This is a genomic window from Bacillus cereus group sp. MG4, from assembly GCF_040460055.1.
Lineage (GTDB): Bacteria > Bacillota > Bacilli > Bacillales > Bacillaceae_G > Bacillus_A > Bacillus_A wiedmannii.
Genome location: NZ_JARVGZ010000001.1, coordinates 502,321 through 527,464, shown reverse-complemented (window position 1 = coordinate 527,464; position 25,144 = coordinate 502,321). Strand labels below are relative to the sequence as shown.

Genomic DNA, 25,144 nt, shown 5'->3' with positions numbered 1-25,144 from the left:
AAGAAAGCCCTAAATAGGGCTTTAAACTGGATAAACAGGATGTTTACGGTCCGTAAATACTTGATATTTACTCATATACATTTCGAATCGTCCTTTTAACTCTTCTCTTAAATTGTTTGGATGAACAATACCATCAATGACCATCTCTGATGCCAAATGGTAAATATCAATATCTTTCTTATACTCTTCGCGTTTTTCAGCAATGAAGCTATCACGCTCTTTTTCTGGTAAAGCTGCAATCTTATTTGCATATACAGCATTGACTGCCGCTTCTGGACCCATTACTGCAATAGAAGCTGTCGGTAATGCTAGGCAGCAATCTGGTTCAAAAGCTGGGCCTGCCATTGCATATAAACCAGCACCGTATGCTTTACGAACAACGATAGAAATTTTCGGTACAGTTGCTTCACTCATTGCAGAAATCATCTTTGCACCATGACGAATAATACCAGCACGCTCTACTTTTGTGCCAATCATAAATCCAGGTACATCTGCAAGGAATAACAACGGAATATGATATGCATCACATAAATTAATAAATTTCGCTGCTTTATCCGCTGAATCGTGGAATAATACGCCGCCTTTCATACGCGGTTGATTTGCAATAATACCAACTGGCTTACCATCAATACGTGCCAAGCCTGTAATTAGTTCTTGAGCAAATAATTTTTTCACTTCATAGAAAGAACCTTCATCAATAACTCTATTAATGAGATCTTTCATATTGAAAGGAGCATTTTGATTTTCTGGAATGATTTGTTCTAACGTTTTTTCGAATTGTTTCGGTTCTTGAGGTGTAACCAATGGAGTCTTCTCTAAGTAGTTGTTCGGAAAATATGAAATGTATTGTCTTGCTTGTGTAATCGCATCTTCTTCTGTTTTACATAAAACATCTCCGCATCCTGATACAGAGCAATGCATACGAGCTCCGCCCATCTCCTCTAAAGTTACCTTCTCGCCGATAACCATCTCTGCCATACGAGGAGAACCTAAGTACATAGATGCATTTCCTTCTACCATCATAACAATGTCACAAAAGGCTGGAATATATGCGCCACCAGCTGCCGAAGGTCCAAATAATAAGCATACTTGAGGAACTTTACCTGATAATTTCACTTGATTGTAGAAGATTCTTCCTGCACCGCGGCGTCCTGGGAACATTTCTACTTGATCTGTAATACGCGCTCCAGCAGAGTCAACTAAATAAAATAACGGAACACGTAATTTTTCTGCCGTTTCTTGAATACGTAAAATCTTTTCAACTGTACGTGCGCCCCATGATCCAGCCTTTACCGTTGAATCATTTGCCATTACGCATGCAGTACGACCATGTATTTTACCCGTTGCCGTTATAACACCATCAGCAGGTAATCCTGTTTGTTCACAATTTGCAAATAATGCATCTTCTACATATTCACCATTATCAAATAAAAGAGCTAAGCGATCTCGAACGAATAGTTTTCCTTTTGCTTTGTTTTGTTCATGATACTTTGGTGCGCCGCCTTGTTTAATCGTTTCAACTCGTTCTTCAAATGTATTCGATTGTTGTTTTTGATCTAACATATTTACTCCCCCTTATACATTGGTGTGCGTTTTTCCTTGAATGCTTGTAATCCTTCTAATCTATCTTTCGTATGGATTACACCTTCATACGCTTGTTTTTCCATTTGTAATCCGGTATGTAAATCAACTTGAATACCGTTTGAAATTGCTTCTTTTGCTAATCGAACAGCAATAGGGCCATTACTAGCAATTTTCTCTGCTATTTCAATCGCTTTCTCTTCAAGTAAATGAGCTGGTACAACAAATTCTACTAAACCATATTCTTTTGCTTCTTGCGCTGAAATACGTCTGCCTGTATAAATTAATTCTTTCGCTCTACCAACACCAATTAATCTTGGTAAACGCTGCGTACCACCTGCTCCTGGTATAATTGCAAGTGTAGTTTCAGTAAGACCAAGACTTGCAGATTCAGCCGCAATTCTAAAATCACAAGCTAAACTTAATTCCGTACCACCACCAAGGGCGATTCCGTTTATAGCAGCAATAACTGGCTGTGGTAATTGTTCAACCATCTCCATAGTAGTGCGAATCATACTAACAGCATGGCGAACTTGTTCCTCATTCATACCAGCACGTTCTTTTAAATCAGCACCAGCACAAAACGCTTTTTCACCAGCACCTGTTAAAATAACTACACGAGTATTGGACTCTTCACTTATTTGAGTTAATATGTTTTGTAACTCTTCTAATAACTCTAAAGATAATGAGTTTGCTTGTCTTTCACGATATAACGAAATCTTTACAACGTGAGGTGTTACATAATTAACTGAAATGTTTTGTAGTTGTAGCATCTTCTCACCTACTTATCGTTTTATGTTGAAGCGCTCTATACACATGACTCGGTAATTGGATATTTAATTTACTTTGAATGAATTGACTCGCTTTCCATAACTTCTCTTCATCAATATTCGTTTGGACCCCTAACTTATGGAGCATATGAACTAAGTCATCGGTTGCAACATTGCCTGATGCTCCTGGTGCATATGGACATCCACCAAGACCACCACAAGAACTATCAAATGTTGTAATACCATATTCTAATGACTTAACTACATTCGCCAAAGCCATTCCATACGTATTATGGAAGTGCATTGCAAACTGCGAAGCATCATATTTCTTTAATAAATGCTCTAATACTCGCTCTACTTGTAGTGGATTCGCTACACCAATCGTGTCACCAAGAGATACTTCATAAATGCCGTATGAAAATAGTTGATTACATAATTCGTCAACTGCTTTGGCACTTATATCCCCTTCATAAGGACATCCAAATACAGTAGAAACATAGCCTCTTACCTTTTTCCCTTCGAATATTGCCTGTTTTGTTATATCTTCAATTACAACTAATGCTTCTTTAATTGATTTATTAATATTACTTTTATTATGAGATTCACTTGCTGATAAAAAAACATTCACCTCATCTACATTTTGCAAAAAAGCTCGTTCCAAACCATTTTGATTTGGAACAAGCGCTGCATAAGTAACATCGGGATCCCTTTTCAGCTCAGAAAACACATCATTTGCATCTGCTAATGCAGGGACCCATTTAGGGTGAACGAATGAGGAAACTTCAACGTACGATAATCCCGCCTCTGTAAGTAGTTGAATCCATTTTACTTTATCTTTTGTGCCAACAATCTTTTTTTCATTTTGTAAGCCATCACGTGGCCCGACTTCTTTAATGACAGCAAAATTAGGTAGTTTCAATTCGCTTCCCCCTATATCTCCCTATTCAATTTCTAGTAATACATCTCCTTCATTTACAAAATCGCCTTCTTGCACATTAATTTTCATAACTGTGCCAGCTTCTTCTGAAATGATTGGAATTTCCATTTTCATAGATTCCAAAATGACGACATCCTGCTCTTCCTCTACTGTATCTCCTACTCCTACAACAATCTTCCATACATTTCCTGCCATCGATGCATATACCTTCGTCATCATTTTTTCCCCCTTAATATTGTTAAATCTTATTTTTTAACAAGTTGTTTCGTTACAAAACCCGTTGTATAAATACCACTTTTGAACACATCGTCTTCCAATACTTGAAGTAGCATTGGCGTGTTCGTTTTAATACCTTCTACTTTTAATTCTTCTAAAGCATCATGTAATTTTGAAATTGCTTCTTCACGAGTTCCACCATGAGCAATAACTTTCGCAATCATTGGATCGTAGAAAGGTGTAATCGTGACTTGATTCTCCAAAAAGTGATCAATACGTACATTTGATGGAAGCGTTAAATTTGTAATTTTCCCAGGTGATGGGAAGAAAGTTTTCGGATCCTCTGCATAAATACGTGCTTCAATGGCATGACCACTACGTTTTACATCATCTTGTGTAAATGATAGTTTCTCACCGTATGCAATTAGAAGTTGTTGTTCTACAAGATCTAAACCAGTAATTTCTTCTGTAACTGGATGCTCTACTTGTAATCTCGTATTCATCTCTAAGAAATAAAAGTTCTTCTGATCATCTACAAGAAACTCAACTGTACCTGCATTTGTATAGCCTAGAGCTTTGGCAGCTTGTACAGCAACTTCTCCCATCGCCTTTCGCGTACCTTCATCTAAAAATGGTGAAGGTGCTTCTTCAATTACTTTCTGATTTCGGCGCTGCACGGAACATTCACGCTCCCATAAATACACTGTGTTACCATGTGTATCTGCTAAAAGCTGAATTTCAATATGATGTGCATCTGCAATATAGCGCTCTAAATACATTTCTCCGTTACCGAAGAAGTTTTGTGCTCTTGTTTTGTTACTTTCAAACGCTTTGGTGAGCGTTTGCTCAGTTTCCATCAACTGCATTCCAATGCCTCCGCCGCCTGCGGATGCCTTCAGCATTAATGGATATCCAATTTGTTTTGCAATTTCAATTGCTTCTTCAGCAGTTTCAATATTTGTAGTAATACCTGGAACTACTGGGACATCTGCAGCTTGCATTGCAATACGAGACTCGATTTTACTTCCCATTTTCGTAATGATTTCTTCTGATGGACCGATAAATACAATCCCTTCTTCTCTACAGCGAACCGGAAAAGACGGATTCTCTGATAATAATCCATATCCCGGATGGATTGCTTCAGCATTTGTCTTCTTAGCTATTTCAATAATTTTTTCAAGGTTTAAATAGCTTTCTTGGACACGCGGTCCGCCTACTAAGTAAGCTTCATTTGCCATTTTTACATGTAGGGCATTTTCATCCGCCTCAGAATAAATAGCAACAGTGCGAATGCCAAGTTTTTGACAAGTTTTCATAATACGAACTGCGATTTCCCCGCGATTAGCAATTAATATTTTTTGAAACATAGTGATTCCTCCTTTTTATCTACATCCTAAATGTCTTGCAATTACGAGACGTTGAATTTCAGAAGTTCCTTCACCAATTTCTAATAGTTTTGCATCACGAATATGTCGTTCCACTTCATATTCACGCATATAGCCGTATCCACCGTGAATTTGTACCGCTTGATTTGCAATACGACTAGCAGCCTCAGATGCAAATAACTTTGCCATAGCCGCTTCTTTACCGAAAGGTTTATCATTATCTTTTAACCAAGCTGCTTTATGTACTAAATTACGTGCAAGTTCTACTTCAGTCGCCATATCAGCTAATTTAAATTGAATCGCTTGGAAATTAGAGATTGACTTTCCAAATTGTTGACGTTCTTTCGCATATTGCAGCGCACGTTCAAATGCAGATTGTGCAATACCTACTGCTAATGCTGCGATTGAAATACGTCCTCCATCAAGTGTATATAAGAATTGTTTAAATCCTTTATTTACATCACCAAGAATATTTTCTTTCGGTACACGTACACCATCAAGTACGATTTCACATGTATTAGAAGCACGAACACCCATCTTATCGTAAGGACTTGAAATCGTTAATCCTTCACTTGTAGTCGGTACGATAAATGCCGAAATACGCTTTCTACCATTATCTTCAACACCGTTGATAGCGGTTACAATAATTGTATTTGCATACTCTGCATTTGTAATCCAACACTTTTCACCACTAATAACATACTCGTCTCCATCTAATACAGCTTTCGTTTGTGTACCACCTGCATCAGATCCAGCGTTCGGCTCAGTTAATCCGAACGCACCTAAAGTTTTACCTGATGCCATTGGAATTAAATATTTCTGTTTTTGTTCTTCTGTACCGAAATAATAAATTGGAGAAGCACCTAATGAAATTGTTGCAGCGTAACTTAACCCTGTCCCACCACAAGCACGACCAATTTCTTCAACTGCTAACGCGTACGATACAGTATCGCCACCTGAACCTCCATACTCTTCAGGGAATGGGATTCCTAATAATCCTAGTTCGCCCATCTTTTGAAATGTTTCATATGGAAATTCCGCAGTTTTGTCATAATATACAGCTTTCGGTGCGATTTCCTTTTCAGCAAAGTCACGTACCATTTCTTTAATCATTTGTTTTTCGCGAGTTAGAGTAAATTCCATTCCGCTACACACCCCTTATCGAATATTGAGTTTCGACAGCGTGCGAGTTTCTACTACAAACATTACGAATTAAAAGACACGAATATTAGTTAGATAATTGTTATAATTCTGTCATAACTTAATTTTAAAACAGATTCTGTACTAATGCACAAAAAAATTCCTACATTGTTCTACAACAACATAGGAGTTTTCTTGTCGAATTATGTAATCTTTTGTTTAATAATCTCTACCTTTTCCCGAATCAGAAATTTCTACTAAAGCTTCAGGATAAGGTTCAAAATATGTTTGTCTTAATAAATACTTTTCGTCAAACCGAATGGCCCATGATTTTAAAATTGCAAGTAAGCTACTAAGCGGGACTTTCTTTTCTATATACTTTTGTATCAAATCTAAAAAATGATCTTTTTCTTGTTTTTTCAGCTTAGTTTTAAAATATCCAAAAATATGCTCACATACATTTACATTCGATGTATAGCGGGGTGTGCGCATAAATAATTCATATAAAGTCTTCTCATAGTTTTCAAATACCACTTCAATCGTTTCATTTTTTTGATTTGCAATAATACGCCCCAATTCCTTCTGTTTCACCTGATTATATGCCATAAATAAATACTTATAGTCTGATTGAAACGATACGAGTTCTTTTATGTTTTTAGTATGTTTAATCATTTTGTAATGCGCGATTGTAAACAGCCTTGTAAAGAAATGTTCTCTAATAATAAAATTCGACAATCTACCCTCTTCTTCAATTGGAAGATGGGAAAAATTTTTTATTACTGCTCCGCCAAATAAGCCAGATCCCTTTCCTTTTGCTGGTGCTTTTTCAAAACCAGAATAAATTTTCACATCACGAGTACCACAACTCGGCGAACGATTCTTTAAAATAAAACCATCCACATCAGATATCGTTTGTAAAAAGACATTTGAAAATTGCTCCATTTTTTCAGTTACATCTTCTCTTGTCGACGGCTGTACAAGCCTATTCACACCATTTTCTTCTACAATTCGTATCGTTTCACGAGGAGTCCCCAATCCGATCTCGACTTCTGGACAAACAGGTATAAATGTAACAAATGGCTGCAAATTTCGTATTGTTACATCTGGTATCATCTCTGCATTATAACGACAGGCATCAAATTCTAAACATTTACTTACAACAATTGTTGGTTTTGCAAATTGCCGCATTTCATTACCTCCATGGTATCAATCCATACAATCTAAATTGTACTGATATTAGTATCTTAAGCAAAGTCTGTTTATATTGATTATTTTTATAATAACTATAAATTTAATGCTATATCAACTACAATTCAAATCTATTTCGTATATGTATTAACAAGTTCTTGTACAAACTTGTTAACACTTTTTTGTCTAAACACAATCCATCTTTACTAGCATAGTTACAGATTCTTTCCTTTCCTCTTTACATTTAAATTAAAATAAGCCTTAATATGAATTTTAATCCCAAGTTATTTAGAATATATTCTTTAAATTTGTACATTATAGACTGAGAAAGTATTACTTGTAGTTAGGGTGTTCCAAATGAATTTTAGAAACCTACTTTCTTTATTACGGAACATTTTCAGAAGTATTTTTTCTTTGGTAAGAAATATTTCAAAAAATCCATTCAGTTTAAGGAGGCATATTAAAATGGGAGTATTAAGTGGTAATCCCCAAAATGAACCAATGCATTACGGAGAAGTCTTTGCAATTTGGAGTTATCTTGCAGGGGCACAAGGTGCAATTGCTGGTTACCAAGTTCTTGTCAATCATACTGGAGACGAGGACTTAAAAAAGTTTTTAGAAAATCTTATAGAAAATGATATCCAATCAGAAGTTGAAGAACTAAAAAACTTGTTAAAATCAAACGGTGTGGCATTACCACCAGCACCTCCAGAGCGTCCAGTTGCATCTATTGAAACAATCCCTCCTGGTGCTCGTATTAATGACGCAGAAATTGCAGCTAAAGTTTCTATGGATCTTGCTGCTGGACTAGTAGCATGTAGCCAAGCGATGGGACAATCACTTCGAGAAGACGTAGGAATGATGTTTGGACAATTCCATATGAAAAAGGCACAAGCAGGTGCTACTTTACTACGGTTAAATAAGAAAAAAGGCTGGATTATTCCTCCCCCTTTACATGTTCTTCAATCTGATCAAGCATAACATGGCATAAGCGGTTAACTTTTGTTAACCGCTTCGTTGTATTTACCTGTCCTTTTAATAATGGAGATTAAAGATAGTTCTAATAATTTTAAATTTATGATTTAGATACTGTGATACGAATAATGTACAAAAGCAATGGAGAAATTAATACATAAGAAAGGAGGGGAAATTTATGAAGAAAAAATTATCATCTATTTTAAGTGTTTTAGCACTATCTATTATGTTTTTAGGCACATCTGCCCAAGCTGAATACGATGGAAATCATATGAATAGAGTTAATAACACTGATATGTCAACTCGAGTTAATGACAATAACTTGAACAGAGTTAATAATGATGTGAGAACTCGAAATGTAAATACGACAAATGATTTAAATAATAATCGTGATAGAAATAATAATTGGGCTTGGCTCGGTTTATTAGGTCTAGCAGGATTATTAGGTCTTAGAAGAAGAGACAAAGAAACACGCTAATTCAAAATATTTTTAGTAAACAAGTACTTATTTATCAAAATTGTATAATGAATATAAATCGCCTTTTTAAAGGCGATTTATTATTTGCTTAAAATAGTATATGTAATTCACACATCAACATATTTTTACTTATGATTAAACCTATTAAATTACATTTATTTAAATACAAAAAACCAAACCCCTAAAATGTTGTTATAGTTAGATTCGTGGCGTTAATCCATACAATATAAATTGAATCGTATTTTCAATTTCCACTTCATCATCCCATTTTTCTTCAGGCAATAATAAAAAGCGTGTTAATAATAAACCTAATACAGCTGATAAAGTAAGACGTAATACAGAAGATGGTGGTATCTCAATAATTTCTCCTTTTTTTTGAAACTTCACAATCAACTTTTTGAAATGTGAAAACAGTTCCGTTTCTACTAATTGTTGTATTTCATTTTTTAGCTCTGGTTGAAATGGTACTTCTTGAATTAATATTTTAATCATAGGAAGGTGCTTTTGAGCAAATTCAAATCTATTATGAATGACAACTCGTAAAAGTCCCTCATATGATTCATACTTCGATTTAAATATTTCCTTTGCAAAGGCTTGTACGAAAAATGGTGCAGCAAACTTTGTTAATGTCGGCATGACGACTGCTAACAATAAATCTTTTTTCGTTTTATAGTAGCGGAAGATTGTTCCTTCCGCTACACCAGCACGCTTTGCAATTTCACTTGTAGAAGTTGATGCATATCCTTTTTCTCCAAACATATCAACAGCTGCCTCTAAAATACGCATTTGACGTTCATTTCGTTTATCCGTACTAGTTGCGGCAATTAATTCTTCTAGCCAATCCTTCTTCATCTATAATGCCCCTTTGTATCATCATTATATTTTCCGATGTTTCTTTAATGCAAATACATTCCCTATTGCAAATAATAGAGAAAAAAGTAGTAATACAGTAAGATCTAATGCAATCTCTGTAAATCCCTGATTTCGAATCATCACTTGTCTCATTGCGTCAGCTCCATATGTGAGCGGAAATAATTTCCCTAACATTTGGAGCCACTTATTCATAGATTCAATTGGAAACAACCCAGAAAAGAAAATTTGTGGCACAATGACTAGCGGTATAAATTGAATCATTTGAAATTCATTATTCGCGTATGCTGATAAAAACGTCCCTAAAGTTAATGCCGTTAAAGAAAGCATGCATGTAATAAGTAGCGTTAGCCATGTGGAGCCAGCTACATACAAGTCTAAAATATAAACTGAAAAATTCACGATTATAATTGATTGTATAAATGCAAAGATTCCAAAACCAATAATATATCCTACAACTATTTCCCATCTTCTCACTGGAGTGGACAATAACCTCTCTAATGTACCACTTAAACGTTCTCTAACAAAGGAAACTCCAGACAATATAAATACAAAGAAAAATGTAAAGAAACCAATCAATACGGGACCAAGCCCATCAAACATTGTAAAGTCTTTAGAGCCATGTAAGTAATTTACTTCAGGCTTCATAACTGATACTTCATTCTTTTCTGTACTCTTTTGTAAAACTTGAAGTACAGCACGATTTTTTGATGAATCACTTCCTTCTAATAAAAGATTCATTTTCCCATTCTCTAAATAAATTACTGCATCTACCTTTTGCTGTTCTAACTCTGAAATTGCTTTCTCTTTGCCGTATTCATAAATTGAGGCTTCTTGAGTTTTCATTGTTTTTACAATAGGAGTAGGCACATCAACTACAGCGATATGCGGTACATAGTCTTTTTGTGTAAACACTAGAGACAATAACCAAAGTAATAACATTGGTGCCCCAAACATCATCGCTAACGAACGTTTATCTCGAAAAAATTGGCGAATAATACGAATGATTACACCAGTAACTCTCATGATAGGGCCACCTCTTCCAACAAAAAGACATCTTCAATCCGTCCTGATGATACCCGTTTTTTCAATTCTTCAGGTGTTCCAGTCGCAACTAGCTTTCCTTCTCTAATCAACCCTAGACGCTCACAAAACTCAGCTTCATCCATAATGTGCGTCGTTACAATAATAGTTGTGCCTTTCTTTTTCAAATCATAAAATTTTTCCCAGATTGTTTTTCTAAGAAGTGGATCTATCCCCACTGTTGGCTCATCTAAAATTAATATTTCAGGTTCATGAAGGAGTGCTATCGCTAATGATAAACGCTTCTTCATCCCACCTGAAAAATGCTGCACTTGCTGTCTTATATGTTGTGATAATTGTACAAGGTCAAAAACCTCTTCGATTCTTTCTTTTTTATGTTTTCCCTTTAATCCATACATCGTTGCAATAAAATCTGCATTTTCATATGCTGATAGTTCTTCATATAATGCATCAGCCTGAGCCATATAACCAATTCTTTTCATTTCATTTAAATTAGGCATGTTCGTGTTGTATACAAGCACTTCACCTTTCGTTGCCTCATTAATACCTGCAATCAATTTAATAAGAGTCGTTTTCCCTGAACCTGAAGGCCCAACTAAACCAAATATTTCTGCTTTTTCAACTTGCAATGAAAGATTGTGTAACACTTCTTTTTTCCCAAAACTTTTTGATACAGTCCGTAAAATAATGGCAGGTTGCTGCACGTATTCTTCCCCCTTATCTAAAATGAGTGAGTACTCACTTTTATTTTACTCTTGCGTAATTATATGTCAAACTTCATTGATTAGTATGTATTTTCAATCTTAAACAATGAAACAGAGTCGACATTAGAATATCATTTCTTAAAGTCGACTCTGTTTCATTTAAATTATATATTTTATTTTACGTTTTCAAATTCATATATTTCCTAATTCTAGCAACATCTAAAGAATATTCGATAACTAATTGCTGTAACGGTAAAATAACTGTGTCAGGATATAAATGTGCATATTGTAATGTTTCTGCATATTTTTCTAACCTTTTTTCTAAATACTTTATAATTTGATCAGGATGACTTACTAATAAACATTTACAATAATAATGTATTTGTTCCTCAATCGCCGTATACTCTTCAATTTCATATTCTTTATGCATGTGTACACCCCTTTATGTTTTTATACAGATTCCTTATCACACTTTTCACTCGACTAATTTTTAATTTTTTTGATTATTTACACTATAACAAACTCTACGGGTCAAATTTTGTTACTTTATGTAACGTAGAAAATTTTTAACAAAATTGTAATGTTAACTTGTATAAAATGCGTACAGCCTTTTTATTTGTTCTTTACATAAAAAAGCCGCACAGTTCAATTTAACTGCACGACTACGAGTTCTGGCCTATTGAAAATTCTTTGCGGAATGATACTATTGCCTAATCCTCTACTCACTACCATTGAAGTATTTTGTTTTTCATATAAACCGGCTGTATATGTAGGGAATATTCCTTGATTCGGAGCAACTAACCCTCCGATAAATGGCAATCTAACTTGTCCTCCATGAGCATGCCCCGATAACACTAAATCTACTTGTTCATCAGCATAGGCTTCTAAAAATTCAGGCCTATGAGATAGTAATACCTTAAAACCATCTGAATTCATTCCATCTTTAGCTTTCCTAATCTCACTTTTAACAATATGTTCTTCATCACGATTTCCACTAGTAAATCCTGGATCATCAATACCTAGCAAGTTTATTTCTTGCCCATCTTTTTGAATGCTTACATGCTCATTTCTTAAAACAGTAACATTGTATTTCTTCAATTCTTTCTCTAAACTATTATATTTCCCTGACCACTTCTCATGATTCCCTGTCACAAAATATACTGGATACACCGTCACAAGTTCTCGTATTACTTGCAAACTAATTTCTGCATCATATGATTTACTGTCAATTAAATCACCGGTAATAACAATGATATCAGGATTCAAGTTTTTTACCTTTTTAATTAAAACGTTTTGATTTTCACCAAATTTTTTATTATGTAAATCTGAAATTTGGAGGATTTTAAATCCTTTAAACGCGGAGGGAATTTTACTGGAGGTTATTTTAACCTCAGTTATACTTATTAAATTGTTCTGTAAATATAAAAAGATACTACTACCTACTAATGTAGCAATAAGTAATATAATTCTTTTAGCCTTCTTGTTCATATTTCCTCCTAAAATTTTGATCAGTACTACAATTCTCAATAAACATTCCGTGCCCTTCGAATTCAGAATAACTGAAACTTTATAATTGCTTTGAAGTATTTTCATAGTGTTATACGTCTCTAATAAACACTTAGCTGTTTTCCAATCCCATTCGTATTAACTGCTATAAAGTGGAGCTTTAATATCCTAGGTTTCCTGCATGAGTGTATGATATCATGCTCATTTTCTATTGAATTTATAGCGAATCACTGGAAGCTCTTCATCATATGATCATTTATCTTACTTAGTTTAATAACGATATAATGATAATTCCTATAGTTTTTTATAAAAAAATTGTGTATTTTTCTCGAAGTATATACGACATTTGCTTGCAAATATATTATTATCACTACTATTTTAATTTATTTAAAACGTACATAGAGAGAATTGAAACACTAAATTCACTTATGAAAAGTGATTATCACAACATTTATTAGAAAATTGAAATAATATGTGTAGATAGATATCATTGTAAATGCATATATAATTGATTTTAATTTTCTGACATGTTTTCACATAATTTTTAAACTAATTTTTGTGTACATTATGAAATAAAATAATGCACCGTGTCAGTCTTTAAAAGATTATATATCATAACTTAAAAGGAGGAAGAAAACTATGAAGAAGAAAAGAAAAGTCATTATGACGACTGCACTTGCAGCTACATTAGCTACAGGTGCACTACCTACTACGTCGGTGTTTGCTGCAGAAAAAGAGGCTCCTATCCAACAACAAGAGGCACAAATGAGTATTCAGCCATTAGCACAAAATAATTTAGAAACAGCTGTTAATGCTGCCTTAAATGGTCCAGAAGTCAAAAAAATAAAAGTGTTTGAGCATGAATTTAACGTAAAAGAAATAGAAGTAGTAAATCTAGGTGCAGGAAAAAAATATGTTAAGGGACAAATTTCTCATCATTTAAGTTTCCGTCCAGATGATCAATTTTATTATGAGTTTACTGTGCAAGATGGAAAAGTAGTAGATAAGCCTGTATTTAATATTGATAGAGGTGGTTGGACACCATTTGCTGCTCCGCTTTTATCAATTCTTGCTGCGTATAATGGAATTCCAGTTAATCCAAATGATTTAAATGCACTTGGTCAGCAGATTGGTATAGTTATAGATGGAAGCTGGGAACATGCAGCTCAATCTATCGCAACTGTAGTTAGTCTAAGTTTTAATGAGTAGAATGTTTTAATTTTTATTAGCATTGTAGAGATCCGCTTTTTGTAATCAGCCTTGTTATAAGAGATTCTGAAACAGCTATAAATAGATTTTTACCACTCAGTCACATTATCTTGATTTGTTAACCACCTTATCATTCATTATATGTCACAAAATAGAAGTCTTTTTTAAGACTTCTGTTTTGTTTGTATACAGTACCGCTGAAAATTTGTTTTTCACCTATCTATGCTTCTATTCTTTAAGAATCCGTTTGGCTATTAGATACAATTTATTACTTTAAGAATGAAAACAATAAATATAATAAAAAATCATTTTATTTTATAATATCTATTATTTAAAAGTCAGGAGAGATAAAATGAACAAAATAAAAATGAGAAATTTCTTTAAAATTAGTATCCTCACTTGTTTTACACTAGCAAGTTTAAGTACACCATCTACTATTTTAGCTGATAGTCATCCAGGTTATTCCTATGAATCCAATATAGGATATCAAAATCCATCTTGGATGTCGAAGGTAGCAGATTCAACAAAATTAAGTGAACTATCTATTCCAGGTACTCACGGTACAATGGCTTTACATGGAGCAAGTTTTCTTGATGAAAATTTGACAAGAAATCAAACTATGAGTCTACCCCAACAATTAAATTCTGGAATTCGATATGTAGATATGCGTGTTAAACGTGTAAAAGATTCTTTTGCAATGTACCATGGGATTGTAAATCAAAAAGCAATGTTTGAAGATGTATTAAAAGAGGCAATTCAATTTTTAAAAGATCATCCTACAGAAACAATTTTAATGCGCTTAAAAGAAGAAACTACTCCTGAAAGCGGCTCACTATCATTCGAAGAAATACTTAAAAAATACAAAGACCTTAATTCCTCCTATTTTTGGGATCCGAGTTCTGTACCAACTTCAAAAAGAAATAATCCTACTCTAGGCGATATCCGAGGGAAAATTGTAATCTTGCAAAACTTTACAGCCCCTCAGCAATATGGCATTAATTACGATAGCTTAAATATACAAGATACATTTGAAATTGAAAACGGACCAGACGGAATGTATGAAAAATGGAATGCGGTGAAAACCCACCTTCAAAATACAAATAATAATTTTAACAATGATAAAATCTATCTTAACCATTTTAGTGGCACAGGTGGTGCTGCTGCATTATTAAATAATGTTTATCCTTGGTTTGTTGCAAGTGGTAAAGAGAGCAGAAATACTGATAGTAACTCCAAAATGATTCAAAAAGCTATAACTAATGCGTGGGAAGATTTCCCTCGTGATATAAATGGTCAAGTATTTTATGGTGGAATGAATACACTTGGTACTGAACTCTTACAACAAGGTGGAATTAAACATACTGGTATCATTGCAGCTGATTTTCCTGGACCAGGTTTAATTGATAGTATCATTAAATTAAATGGTATACATTCGATTGAAAAAGAAATATTAATTTCACAAATTTCATCTGAGTCTAGTCCTTTATCCGGACAAAAAAACCGATCCAGTCAAAACTTTAAAATTGATAGCTTACCTATAGGTACCAAGGAATTAAAATGGGTTATTGATCCTTCAGAAAAAGAGCATCCTTCTACTATTTCTTTCAATGTAATGATTGATGTTTCCCTAGGTTCAGATTCTATTCGTTGGAAAAACATTTCACATGGATCTAGGACTGAAGCTTACACAAATACTAAATATTATATTGCAAATCCAAATGGTGCCACTAACAAATTTACAGTGAAAATATATGCTATTACAAATTAGAAAATAAAGAATCCCAATGAAATTCCATTGGGATTCTTTAATAATTTCATTTCGCATATATTGAGATGGAGATTAAAAACTTCACCCCTGTTTCGGTATTGCACATAGAATTAGTGATAACTACCCTTCCACGCTTATCATTTATTCAAAACTGGCTTCCAAAGCGATAGGGCAAAAATCCAATTTGAGTCGCCATTTCCTTGATGATTTTGAACCGCTTCATACACTTTTCCTTCATGTACTACTCTATCACCTTTAGTATATGCCTTTCTTGCATCCCATTTTTCATATGTGGAATCCTCTGACTTTGTCGTTACATTCAAAACATCACTTCTACTAGATTCATTTCCAGCTAAATCAACCGCCGTCACTACATACTTATACGATGTATTACTTTTCAAATCTTTATCCATAAAGGATGTATTATCAGCTGCCCCAATTTTATTCATAACCCCAGCGCTTTCTCTATATACAATATAATGGTCAACACCTACATTATCTTCAGATGGACTCCACATCAAATCAACAGTTGTCGCTGTTGTACTCATACTATGTAATCCTTTCGGTTGAGTCGGAGCTTCTGTATCTGGAGTTTCATTTGTTGTCTTAACCTTTAGTTTTTCACTTTCTTTTGATATGTTTCCAGCAGAGTCTAATGCCTTTATAGTATAGGTATATTCCGCATTTGCTTTTAGTTTTTTATCAGTAAAAGTTGTACCTGGTACCGTATCAATTACTTCTCCATTGCGTAACACTTGATATTCTTTTACACCTATATTATCAGTAGAGGCCTTCCATGTTAGTGCAACACTATTGGCAGAAACTTTAGACGCATTTAATCCAGTTGGTTGACTTGGAGCTACTGTATCGGGAGTTTCATTATTTACTAGATTTACATCAATTACATTATAAAACGCATTTGACGTATCTGCTACATCCCATACAGCTAAAATAACATGATAACCATTTCGATCAGTTGGTACATTAATTGTATGTGTTAAATTATTTGATGCGGCCGAACCGTCATGGTTCACAGTTCCAATTGGTTCTAATTCAGCACGTGTTAATGGTTTATTAGGATCCCATCCCTTTTTTGTAATGTAATAATGCCATTTACTTGTAGAATGTGCCGCTGTGTATTTCCATGTAAATGTATTTGCTCCCCCCTTTATTGTGTTTTTGAACCAGCGATTTGATGTTTGTTGGTCAAGAATCCCTCCAAACAGTCCTCCTGCCGAAGCGATTTTGCCATTAATCGGTCCACCCTCTGGGAATCCTTTAGGCGCTTCTAGACTTTGAGGTTCGTACATTACATTTCCACAATTTAAATTTAATGCTCCATAATTCTGACTACATAAAGCAGAACGACTACTTGGTTTTTCAACAAACCCATGTGCATATGTACTTTGAGGAATCATTGTAATTGCCATCACCCCTGCAGCTAAAACACAAGCGCCAATTCCTTTTTTACTTTTTCTTAATCTTTCTAATTTAGATGTTAATTTCAAATTCATTCTTATCCCCCCAATATATTGTTTACGCTAATATAATAGCAATATAAGAATAAACGAACAAATTACCTACTAATATATTAATAGTTCAATAACATAAACACATTTAGTTTATTTATTGACTTGCTATGGGGCTAAAATTAGGCAAATTAATTCTATTTTGTAACATTATGTAGTAAAGAGTTAAAAAAAAAACAATAAAGATTCACAAAAAATCCAAATTTTGATTGCGAAATTATTTACAACCACATCTGACACAATTAATACCATGTTTAAACAAATGATGGCCACCAGCATCGACCTGAACTGGAAAGTTAAAAAGGGTATGGAAAATACAGGCGAAAAAACGCCATTTAACTTACTTAAAAAATTTGAAAAGCATACGATGGCAGGAATCTGTCAGTTCATAAATCAAGAAGTATTGCTCCTCGCTGGTGAAGACGATCAGTACGTTCCAATTAGCCGATTACCGCAAATCGAATCGGAGCTATGTAATGCAGCCACCACCACTTCTGTAGTTTTCACTAAGAAAACTGGCGGTGAACAACATTGTCAGTCTGGTAATCGTCACTTAGCTTTTGATGAAATTAAAAGATTTTTGCAACATAAATTATATTGAGAAATATAAAGCGTTTTAGCACTTTTAAAATTTTTCTTTTACTAGTACATTAGAATATGGTGGCACTCTCGCCCTTCTTATAGTGTTCATGGTGACCATCGTATCACTCCTCAAAAAGACTGATATTATTTTCATAAAAGAAATCCCCCACGTATTTGTGGGGGATTATTCTGCGTTTTACTTATAATGAAATGTTTGAAGTTTTGTTTATTTACAAACCTAAAATTCCAACAATCTGAATCGCCTTTAGATTAGTAATATAATACATCTCTAAACCTTTTTTTTAGCCTTTAGCACCTTACCCCTCATTTTCGATAAATGTTGGGAAACAGTGGATTGTTGCATTTTTAAAAGCTTCGTCAATTGTGTAACATTACATTTTTTATACTGAATTAACTCGTTTATAATTTTACTAAATCAAACAAAAAATTTGAGTAGCCCCCTATTTATTGCACTAATTATAACTAGAGCTAGCCCTTTCCTTTTCTTTAAATTCCTACTTTAACTAGAAAATACGGACGTTAAGTGACATGAATTTTTTATAATGGGGGAATTTTTCACCTTTTCTAAACAACTTATTATATTATTTTTATCTAATAAGGCACAGAAACAAATTAAAAAACTTTAGTGCTTCTGAGAAAATCTCTTGAGGAAAAACGTTTTTAGGGTGAAACGTTTTTCAGGGTACTTTTATACTGAGTCTTTTCCTTAAAATGTTTCTGTGCCTAATATTTAAATTAACTTATGTCAAAATATTTCGCAATACAAGTGCTAAATGCTACATGGATATATAGAAAATGACACTTTTATAAGCATCCCCCATCAAATACTTATATTAAATATAGAAAAGTCACCTTACTATTATTAAATTTGTTAAATTAAATAGTGAAAATGGAGAATACTAACTTTATAATTGTCACAATTTAATTTATATATCTACTCTTTTATTACTCATAAAAATCATTTGATGATTCCTTCAATATTAATTTATGAAATGCAGAGATCATCTAAAGCAACAATTTTCTTACATTTGATTGTTTTTCCATCTAATTTATTTTGTCGAAAAAAGTCGATATTTTCATATTTTTTTCATTTAATTATTGTACATTTGCACATTTAATGTTAGGATTATGCCTATTCAAATTAGATCCTATTGATTCCTCTTTAAGATTTCTTTATTTTATTTGTGAAAATTAGTTACTTTCTAGTAAATTCCCAGCAATAATACAGCAAACTACACTAATAATAATTCTAAAATTATATTTTCATCTCGTAAATTCATAACAAGGAATTTAATTCAAACTATAATTTCTATCTGTGTATATTCATTCTTTATTCAAACATGATTAATTATAAGTTCTAACTCGTTAATCAAATTTAAATAACAATTTTGATTCTAAAATAAGTTCAAAATCAAAATAAATATATTGTTATTTTGAAATAATGTTGTAAACTATCTTTAGAATGGAAAGATTTATGTAACAGCATGTTAAGGGGTTACAGGGGGAATAAAAATGAGAAATTTTTTCGATGACAAGTATAAAAATATTGAATTAAAAAGGAGACTATTAAATATAATCAGTGAAATTAGTGAATTAAAAGGAAAATTAGCTGCTTATCAGGAACAAAATCCTGATATATTTACTAGCTTAGAAAAAACCATACCACTTCATTACATAAAAAACTTTACTACTACCTATGAAGATATAAAAGTCCCAAATAAAAGATTAAAAGAACTTATTTTAGATGATATAGTACCTCAAAATATCTCGGAAGATGCTATCTTTTGTTTTTATCAAACACTTACTTTTGTGCATAAGAATTCCTGTGATTTATTAATCAATCCGGAGACTATACAGGAATTACATTTTCAATTAATACATTACATTACCTCTGACAGTGCCAAATGGCGCGAAAAACCGTTTACTATTCCAGGTATTCCTGAAAACGGAATGCACTTAAATAGTTACCGCATTCTTCCACATGAGCTTATTCCACAAGTAATGGAACATTTATGTGATCAATATAACTCATTAAATTCTAGTAAGGGCCATCATTCACTTTTATTAATAGCTCGTTTTATATTTAATTTTTATTGCATAGTCCCTTTTAATCAAGGAAACGGCAGATTGGCACTTATGTTAATGCAATTGCTATTAATTAAGAGTGGAAATACATTTGTAAAATATGTATGTCTGGATAAATACATTAAGAAAAATGAATCTGAATATTACAATTCGATTTATAAATCTTCGGTAAATTGGTACTGCGAGGAACATAATAGTAGCTTTTGGTTAAAAACGTTTTTAACTATTATATTAGAGGCATACAAAGATCTTCATAATACAGTTCTAGATTCTATATGTAAGCATACTAAAGTGGAGAGAATTCAGGATTTTATCCTTAAACAAAAACACCCCTTTACTAAGGAGTGTATTCGTAACACATATCCAGACATAGCAGAGAGTACAATCAGTAAGGCTTTAAATTCCTTGCAATTGTTTGGCCATATTAAGCTAGTGACAAAAGGAAGAAATGCTAGTTGGATTAAAGTTTAACTATACTTGTAAAACACTTACAGTTCAAAAAAGAAAATTATAACATTATCATTTAAATTCATGCCTTTGGACTCTTATTCATTGAATTTCACTTTGATATATTAAGCTATTATTACTAATTTAGTTATTTCTAATTCCTACAAAACGTTTTATAGGAATATTTGTCGAAAAAAGTCGTATTTTAATATTTTTTCTTTATTTTCTGGTTGTAAACGTTTCATTTTCATGTTACCATCTTAATCAAACAATAGATGGTAATAAAAATGAAAATATTTCTTTCTCTTAGAAACATATAAACGTACGGTCATATCAAGAAAATAAGGCCAAAGAAATATTTGATACCTATCCAAATTACCAATAGGAATTTTGCCGCATTAACTTTCTGTTATTTCAGAATAAAACTTCACATTTTGTCCCTAAACAAAATTTGTTAGCGTGCAAAATTCAAATACACTAAAACACCAAAATAAATGAACTGTCCTTTTTTATTGAGCATTGAGGTATGAAAAAATAATTCTTCCTACAAAATTCAACTGAGTAACATAAAGACATCTAAATTACTACCTTTATCGCCATCTATTGTTGACAACATATTTACCAACTATTAAAAAGAACCTATCAAGGGTTCTTTTTTATTATAATCATTCAAATTTCACTTCTATCTTGATACTTAGATTTCTACACAAATTACATCTACTTTTTTACTCTCAATTATTGAATTTATAATATAGTACTTCCATTTTAATTATTCTTGATCTCAATCCGTTTAAATTAGTGAATAAAATTCAAACATATAAAAATAATAACTACAACTAATCGTTATATATTAAAGAGGTGTCAATTTTGTCCTTAAATGAAAAGACCCTAGAAACAAAGACAGATAAAACCATTGAAAAAATCCAAACAAGTAACTTAAAAGAACTTAAAAATACATTAGATAACATCTTTGATATTAGTGCAGATTTGATTGAACATCCTTTGCAATTAAAAACAAACACGAATATTTTACTATATTATTTTGAAGGCCTTACAGATGGTGTTGCATTAAAAGGAAATGTTGTTACACCATTATTACAAGAAGTGAATGAAGACAGTCAAATATTTAATTCTAATATTATTGCTACTCATACCAAAATAGTATATACGTGGAATGAAATTAAAGAAGGATTACTTGAGGGACAATGTGTACTGTTTATGGAAGGAGAAAAGAGGTCCCTTCTAATAAATACAAAAGGCTGGGCAGAAAGAGCGATTCAAGAACCCATTTCAGAAGTTACCATTAAAGGCTCACATGATGGGTTTATTGAGAATGCCACAAAAAACATAGGCTTAATTCGTCGATATATTCCTTCTACTGAATTGAAAATTAAAAAAATGACAATTGGAGAACGCGCTACTTCTTTAGTCTATTTAATTTACTTAGGGGATGTAGCAAACGCAGATATAGTCCAAGAAATAGAAACTAGAATCTGTAAAATTAAAACAGATGCGGTATTGAGTATTGGGGAACTATCTAATTATACAAAAGATCAAAATTGGACTCCTTTTCCACAGGCTTATTTAAGCGAACGCCCAGACGCCATTGCAAATCATATACTTGATGGAAAAGTAGCAGTGTTAATGGATAGATCCCCTGGTGCAATGGTTGTTCCAATGAATTTAATTGGATTTTTTCAAACTCCAGATGACTATAATATTCATTGGCTCATTGCATCATTTTTTCGTTTATTACGATTTGCAGGATTTATTATAGCTATTTTTTTACCCGCATTTTATATTGCTATAGTCTCTTTTCACTTTGAAATCATTCCTATAGATTTATACACTTCTATTGCAACATCTAGAGTCAAAGTCCCTTTCTCTCCCTTATTGGAAGCTTTTATAATGGAAATTACACTAGAAATGCTACGTGAAGCTGGTATTCGCTTACCACAACCCATTGGACAAACCATTGGAATTGTTGGAGGGATTGTAATTGGACAAGCAGCTGTTCAAGCTGGTCTTGTAAGTAACGTTATGGTTATTATCGTATCTATTACAGCCATTGCATCATTTATTGTTTCTAATTATGATTTATCTAGTTCTATACGCCTTATTCGTTTCCCAATGATGTTATTGGCATACTTTTATGGGATTGTAGGTATTGTTAGTGGATTAATGCTCTTATTTGCTCATTTTGTTTCACTAACTTCCTATGGTTCACCATACGGATTGCCAATCGCGCCATTTCGGCTCCAAGAGTTAAAAGATTCTTTTGTAAGATTTCCTATTTCTATGATTACCACCCGCTCGAGTACAGGACAGCCGAAACAAAAAAAGAAAAAAGAAGGTGGTTCGCATGGGGAATCTTAAATTTCAAAACATAACTTTATTCGAATTTATTATTTTCATTCATTCACTGCAACTTGCATCAGGTATGTTAATTATGCCAAGCCCACTTGCTACTACTGCTGGCACAGATGGCTGGATTTCAATCATTCTTGGATGGATAGTTACTTCTATAATAGGCATATGTATTATATTAATGTTACAAAAAAATCCTAACAAAAATTTCTCACAAATCTTAAAAACATACTTTGGGAAATGGATAGGGACAATTCTTTTTCTTTTATATGCCTTTTATCTATTCTTTGCTGGCTTTAATACTTTATTAAAGGCAACTGATATTGTAAAAGTGTGGATATTCCCTTCCACTCCTGCTTATCAAATCACCATATTATTACTATTACCTTTTATTATTTTAGTTCTGAGTGGGTTAAGGGCTCTTACTAGTTATTCTATGCTTGTTTTCTTCTTCACTACTTGGATGCCACTATTTCTTCTTTTTTCACTAAAGACTAACTACACCCCTTTACACCTACTACCTATTTTTAAAGATGGATTATACCCTATTGTAAAGGCAACAAAAGAAACCATTACTCCTTATGCTGGCTTAGAAATTGCATATTATATATACCCGTTCTTACAAAAAAAACAAAAAGCCATAAAAGGACTACTAATAGCGAATACTGGAACCATGTTTTTCTATCTATATGTGACTATTCTTTCTTATATATACTTTAGTCCAGAGGGGATAAAAGACGTAATCTGGCCAGTATTTCATCTATTAAAAGGGGTTCGTTTTTCTTTCATGGAACGATTAGAAATTATATATATCGCTTACTATTTAATTGTATTTTCCACTACGATATATCCGTATTTATTTTTCAGTTTTGAATCTGTGACCATTTCACTTCAAAAAAATGCCCGCAATTGGGCACTGCTTGCTTTTATATTATTTATTGTTGGCTTATTTATTTTACTAAATCCCGATGTGGATCAATATTTATTTATATATTCTCTTATGGATATCTTAAATGTCATTTTCTTTATTCTATTACCAATCTTATTTTTCGCTTACAGTATTCTTTTTACTTGGGTTACTAGGAGGAGGCAACATTGATTCGAAAGTGGATATGGATTGTAATTTGTTGTGTATATTTAATTGGTTGTAGTCAGAGAATTCCTCTTGAGAAGGTTTCATTAATCCTGTTAATTGGCTTGGATAAGGCCCCTAATGGAGACATAAAAGTTGGCACAAGCATACCACTGTTTCATCATAAACAGCCAAAAAGTACTATAGAGCATTGGACACAAGCATCAACTGTATATACTGGATTCAGTAAGATAGATACAAAGTTAACGGGCTATATGACAGCCTCCAAAGCTGAAATCATTTTAATTGGAAAAAAATTAGCAAAAGAAGAGAATTGGTTGCAGGAGCTTGATTCTTCTTACCGTGATCCTTACGCTACCATTAATGCTAAAGTAGTACTTGTAGATGGGCCAACAGAAGAAATTTTTAAAATTCATAAGCCTAGTAAACCATCACTACCATCTTATATCAATGGTGTAATCGAATCCTCAATTCAAAATAACCAATCCATCTCTTCTACAATTCAACAATTAATGAGAGAACAAAATGAGGAAGGAATGACACAAACTGTTCCAATTATCAAAAAAACAAAGAATGAAATCGACACAGTAGGAATTGCATTTTTAAATCGAAAAGGGAAATTTTTAACTCATATCCCTAAAAAAGATGTTAAATTTTTCAATCTTATAAATAACTCAAAAAGTAACGGCCGAATGATACTACACCTTGTGCTTCCTCCTAAAAAGTCCAACAAAAAAACAAACACTTCTATCTTCGTACAGAACGCGACAAGGAAGGTAGATGTTAATTTTCAAAACGGAAAGTTTGTATTTAATTTCAATATATATGCTAATGTAGCTTTAATAGAAAAAACCAATGCAAATTTAATTAAGGAGCATTATGATAATAAAAAAAATATAAATAATTTAAAAAGTGCTATTCAAAAAGAAATGAATAATAATTTACAAAATATGTTGAATGAAATACAGCAGAATAAAATTGATCCAATCGGACTATCCCTATATGCTAGAGCTTTTCAATATAAAGAGTGGAAAAAAGTAAAAGGAGATTGGTTGCAAGCGTTAGCAGAGGCTAAAATAACTGTAAAAACACACGTCAAAATAAAAGATACTGGGACCATTAGAAATTAGATTAGCCTATTCTTTTATTTGACAGCACTTCTCAGTCGAACTTCCCTTCCTCAATAATTATGATGTAAAAGACGCTAATTCAAAGAAAAATCTTTCGGTTAAATGCTAACCAATAGATT

21 protein-coding genes and 2 pseudogenes are annotated in these 25,144 nt (G+C 32.9%); 9 read left to right on the top strand and 14 right to left on the bottom strand.

All coding sequences use genetic code 11. The annotated features are described in order from the left end of the window. Positions 1–21: 21 nt before the first annotated feature. The 7 genes from QCI41_RS02645 to QCI41_RS02615 form a co-directional block, all read right to left on the bottom strand. Positions 22–1,563 (bottom strand): acyl-CoA carboxylase subunit beta, encoded by a 1,542-nt coding sequence (locus tag QCI41_RS02645; RefSeq protein WP_060488922.1) that lies wholly within the window; start codon positions 1,561–1,563, stop codon positions 22–24. A gap of 2 nt (positions 1,564–1,565) precedes the next feature. Beyond that, entirely contained in the window at positions 1,566–2,354 is a 789-nt protein-coding gene (locus QCI41_RS02640; protein ID WP_000939827.1) for an enoyl-CoA hydratase, read from the bottom strand. A 4-nt stretch (positions 2,355–2,358) separates the two neighbouring features. Further along, entirely contained in the window at positions 2,359–3,270 is a 912-nt protein-coding gene (mvaB, locus tag QCI41_RS02635) for a hydroxymethylglutaryl-CoA lyase (RefSeq protein ID WP_353838446.1), read from the bottom strand. 21 nt (positions 3,271–3,291) lie between these two features. Further along, complete coding sequence (locus tag QCI41_RS02630; protein ID WP_001987345.1) at positions 3,292–3,507, bottom strand: acetyl-CoA carboxylase biotin carboxyl carrier protein subunit; 216 nt, start codon at positions 3,505–3,507, stop codon at positions 3,292–3,294. A gap of 26 nt (positions 3,508–3,533) precedes the next feature. Continuing rightward, the gene (locus tag QCI41_RS02625; protein ID WP_046959454.1) at positions 3,534–4,871 is read right to left on the bottom strand and encodes an acetyl-CoA carboxylase biotin carboxylase subunit; all 1,338 of its coding nucleotides are present in this window, start codon (positions 4,869–4,871) and stop codon (positions 3,534–3,536) included. A 15-nt stretch (positions 4,872–4,886) separates the two neighbouring features. Further along, positions 4,887–6,032, bottom strand: a complete 1,146-nt coding sequence (locus QCI41_RS02620) for an acyl-CoA dehydrogenase (RefSeq protein WP_000397260.1) — start codon at positions 6,030–6,032, stop codon at positions 4,887–4,889. 216 nt (positions 6,033–6,248) lie between these two features. Beyond that, positions 6,249–7,217, bottom strand: a complete 969-nt coding sequence (locus QCI41_RS02615) for a YbgA family protein (RefSeq protein WP_046955914.1) — start codon at positions 7,215–7,217, stop codon at positions 6,249–6,251. A gap of 465 nt (positions 7,218–7,682) precedes the next feature. On the opposite strand from QCI41_RS02615, the gene QCI41_RS02610 reads away from it, so the two are divergent. Further along, entirely contained in the window at positions 7,683–8,198 is a 516-nt protein-coding gene (locus QCI41_RS02610) for a DUF3231 family protein (RefSeq protein WP_000538613.1), read from the top strand. Positions 8,199–8,370: 172 nt separating this feature from the next. Continuing rightward, positions 8,371–8,670, top strand: a complete 300-nt coding sequence (locus tag QCI41_RS02605) for a WGxxGxxG family protein (RefSeq protein WP_064056238.1) — start codon at positions 8,371–8,373, stop codon at positions 8,668–8,670. Between the two features lie 198 nt (positions 8,671–8,868). Here the strand turns inward: QCI41_RS02605 and QCI41_RS02600 are convergent, their stop codons facing one another. The 5 genes from QCI41_RS02600 to QCI41_RS02580 form a co-directional block, all read right to left on the bottom strand. Next, the gene (locus QCI41_RS02600; RefSeq protein ID WP_353838447.1) at positions 8,869–9,522 is read right to left on the bottom strand and encodes a TetR/AcrR family transcriptional regulator; all 654 of its coding nucleotides are present in this window, start codon (positions 9,520–9,522) and stop codon (positions 8,869–8,871) included. 24 nt (positions 9,523–9,546) lie between these two features. Beyond that, positions 9,547–10,566, bottom strand: coding sequence for an ABC transporter permease (locus QCI41_RS02595; RefSeq protein ID WP_353838448.1), 1,020 nt, complete (start codon positions 10,564–10,566; stop codon positions 9,547–9,549). Further along, entirely contained in the window at positions 10,563–11,288 is a 726-nt protein-coding gene (locus QCI41_RS02590; RefSeq protein WP_064056237.1) for an ABC transporter ATP-binding protein, read from the bottom strand. The genes QCI41_RS02595 and QCI41_RS02590 overlap by 4 nt, the downstream gene beginning before the upstream one ends. Positions 11,289–11,466: 178 nt before the next feature. Continuing rightward, positions 11,467–11,718, bottom strand: a complete 252-nt coding sequence (locus QCI41_RS02585; protein WP_000548621.1) for a hypothetical protein — start codon at positions 11,716–11,718, stop codon at positions 11,467–11,469. A gap of 215 nt (positions 11,719–11,933) precedes the next feature. Beyond that, positions 11,934–12,776, bottom strand: a complete 843-nt coding sequence (locus QCI41_RS02580; RefSeq protein WP_353838449.1) for a metallophosphoesterase — start codon at positions 12,774–12,776, stop codon at positions 11,934–11,936. A gap of 657 nt (positions 12,777–13,433) precedes the next feature. Here QCI41_RS02580 and QCI41_RS02575 point away from each other — a divergent pair. Continuing rightward, positions 13,434–14,003 carry a methyltransferase gene (locus tag QCI41_RS02575; protein WP_353838450.1) on the top strand — a complete coding sequence of 190 codons (570 nt, stop codon included), beginning with the start codon at positions 13,434–13,436 and terminating at the stop codon, positions 14,001–14,003. A gap of 352 nt (positions 14,004–14,355) precedes the next feature. Further along, positions 14,356–15,771 (top strand): phosphatidylinositol-specific phospholipase C, encoded by a 1,416-nt coding sequence (locus QCI41_RS02570; RefSeq protein WP_353838451.1) that lies wholly within the window; start codon positions 14,356–14,358, stop codon positions 15,769–15,771. Positions 15,772–15,908: 137 nt separating this feature from the next. On the opposite strand, the gene QCI41_RS02565 is transcribed toward QCI41_RS02570, so the two are convergent. Next, entirely contained in the window at positions 15,909–17,285 is a 1,377-nt protein-coding gene (locus QCI41_RS02565; RefSeq protein WP_353838452.1) for a lytic polysaccharide monooxygenase, read from the bottom strand. A 247-nt stretch (positions 17,286–17,532) separates the two neighbouring features. Between QCI41_RS02565 and QCI41_RS02560 the strand changes: the two are divergent. Continuing rightward, positions 17,533–17,901, top strand: a pseudogene (locus QCI41_RS02560) (alpha/beta hydrolase); the annotation flags it as partial. 211 nt (positions 17,902–18,112) lie between these two features. Here QCI41_RS02560 and QCI41_RS02555 read toward each other — a convergent pair. Then, positions 18,113–18,312: pseudogene (locus QCI41_RS02555) on the bottom strand (ArsR family transcriptional regulator); the annotation flags it as partial. 1,103 nt (positions 18,313–19,415) lie between these two features. On the opposite strand from QCI41_RS02555, the gene QCI41_RS02550 reads away from it, so the two are divergent. The 4 genes from QCI41_RS02550 (at position 19,416) to QCI41_RS02535 (ending at position 25,025) form a co-directional block, all read left to right on the top strand. Next, positions 19,416–20,459 (top strand): Fic family protein, encoded by a 1,044-nt coding sequence (locus QCI41_RS02550; RefSeq protein ID WP_353838453.1) that lies wholly within the window; start codon positions 19,416–19,418, stop codon positions 20,457–20,459. An 843-nt stretch (positions 20,460–21,302) separates the two neighbouring features. Then, complete coding sequence (locus QCI41_RS02545; protein WP_353838454.1) at positions 21,303–22,811, top strand: spore germination protein; 1,509 nt, start codon at positions 21,303–21,305, stop codon at positions 22,809–22,811. Next, entirely contained in the window at positions 22,798–23,901 is a 1,104-nt protein-coding gene (locus QCI41_RS02540; RefSeq protein WP_353838455.1) for a GerAB/ArcD/ProY family transporter, read from the top strand. Before QCI41_RS02545 ends, QCI41_RS02540 begins: the two co-directional genes overlap by 14 nt. After that, positions 23,898–25,025, top strand: a complete 1,128-nt coding sequence (locus QCI41_RS02535; protein WP_353838456.1) for a Ger(x)C family spore germination protein — start codon at positions 23,898–23,900, stop codon at positions 25,023–25,025. Before QCI41_RS02540 ends, QCI41_RS02535 begins: the two co-directional genes overlap by 4 nt. Positions 25,026–25,144 lie beyond the last annotated feature (119 nt).

Coding starts and splice junctions, on each gene's coding strand:
- QCI41_RS02565 (WP_353838452.1), bottom strand. CDS start 17,285: ATGAATTTGAAATTAACATCTAAATTAGAAAGATTAAGAAAAAGTAAA.
- QCI41_RS02645 (WP_060488922.1), bottom strand. CDS start 1,563: ATGTTAGATCAAAAACAACAATCGAATACATTTGAAGAACGAGTTGAA.
- QCI41_RS02620 (WP_000397260.1), bottom strand. CDS start 6,032: ATGGAATTTACTCTAACTCGCGAAAAACAAATGATTAAAGAAATGGTA.
- QCI41_RS02625 (WP_046959454.1), bottom strand. CDS start 4,871: ATGTTTCAAAAAATATTAATTGCTAATCGCGGGGAAATCGCAGTTCGT.
- QCI41_RS02605 (WP_064056238.1), top strand. CDS start 8,371: ATGAAGAAAAAATTATCATCTATTTTAAGTGTTTTAGCACTATCTATT.
- QCI41_RS02575 (WP_353838450.1), top strand. CDS start 13,434: ATGAAGAAGAAAAGAAAAGTCATTATGACGACTGCACTTGCAGCTACA.
- QCI41_RS02630 (WP_001987345.1), bottom strand. CDS start 3,507: ATGATGACGAAGGTATATGCATCGATGGCAGGAAATGTATGGAAGATT.
- QCI41_RS02610 (WP_000538613.1), top strand. CDS start 7,683: ATGGGAGTATTAAGTGGTAATCCCCAAAATGAACCAATGCATTACGGA.
- QCI41_RS02600 (WP_353838447.1), bottom strand. CDS start 9,522: ATGAAGAAGGATTGGCTAGAAGAATTAATTGCCGCAACTAGTACGGAT.
- QCI41_RS02550 (WP_353838453.1), top strand. CDS start 19,416: ATGAGAAATTTTTTCGATGACAAGTATAAAAATATTGAATTAAAAAGG.
- QCI41_RS02615 (WP_046955914.1), bottom strand. CDS start 7,217: ATGCGGCAATTTGCAAAACCAACAATTGTTGTAAGTAAATGTTTAGAA.
- QCI41_RS02585 (WP_000548621.1), bottom strand. CDS start 11,718: ATGCATAAAGAATATGAAATTGAAGAGTATACGGCGATTGAGGAACAA.
- QCI41_RS02640 (WP_000939827.1), bottom strand. CDS start 2,354: ATGCTACAACTACAAAACATTTCAGTTAATTATGTAACACCTCACGTT.
- QCI41_RS02595 (WP_353838448.1), bottom strand. CDS start 10,566: ATGAGAGTTACTGGTGTAATCATTCGTATTATTCGCCAATTTTTTCGA.
- QCI41_RS02580 (WP_353838449.1), bottom strand. CDS start 12,776: ATGAACAAGAAGGCTAAAAGAATTATATTACTTATTGCTACATTAGTA.
- QCI41_RS02570 (WP_353838451.1), top strand. CDS start 14,356: ATGAACAAAATAAAAATGAGAAATTTCTTTAAAATTAGTATCCTCACT.
- QCI41_RS02540 (WP_353838455.1), top strand. CDS start 22,798: ATGGGGAATCTTAAATTTCAAAACATAACTTTATTCGAATTTATTATT.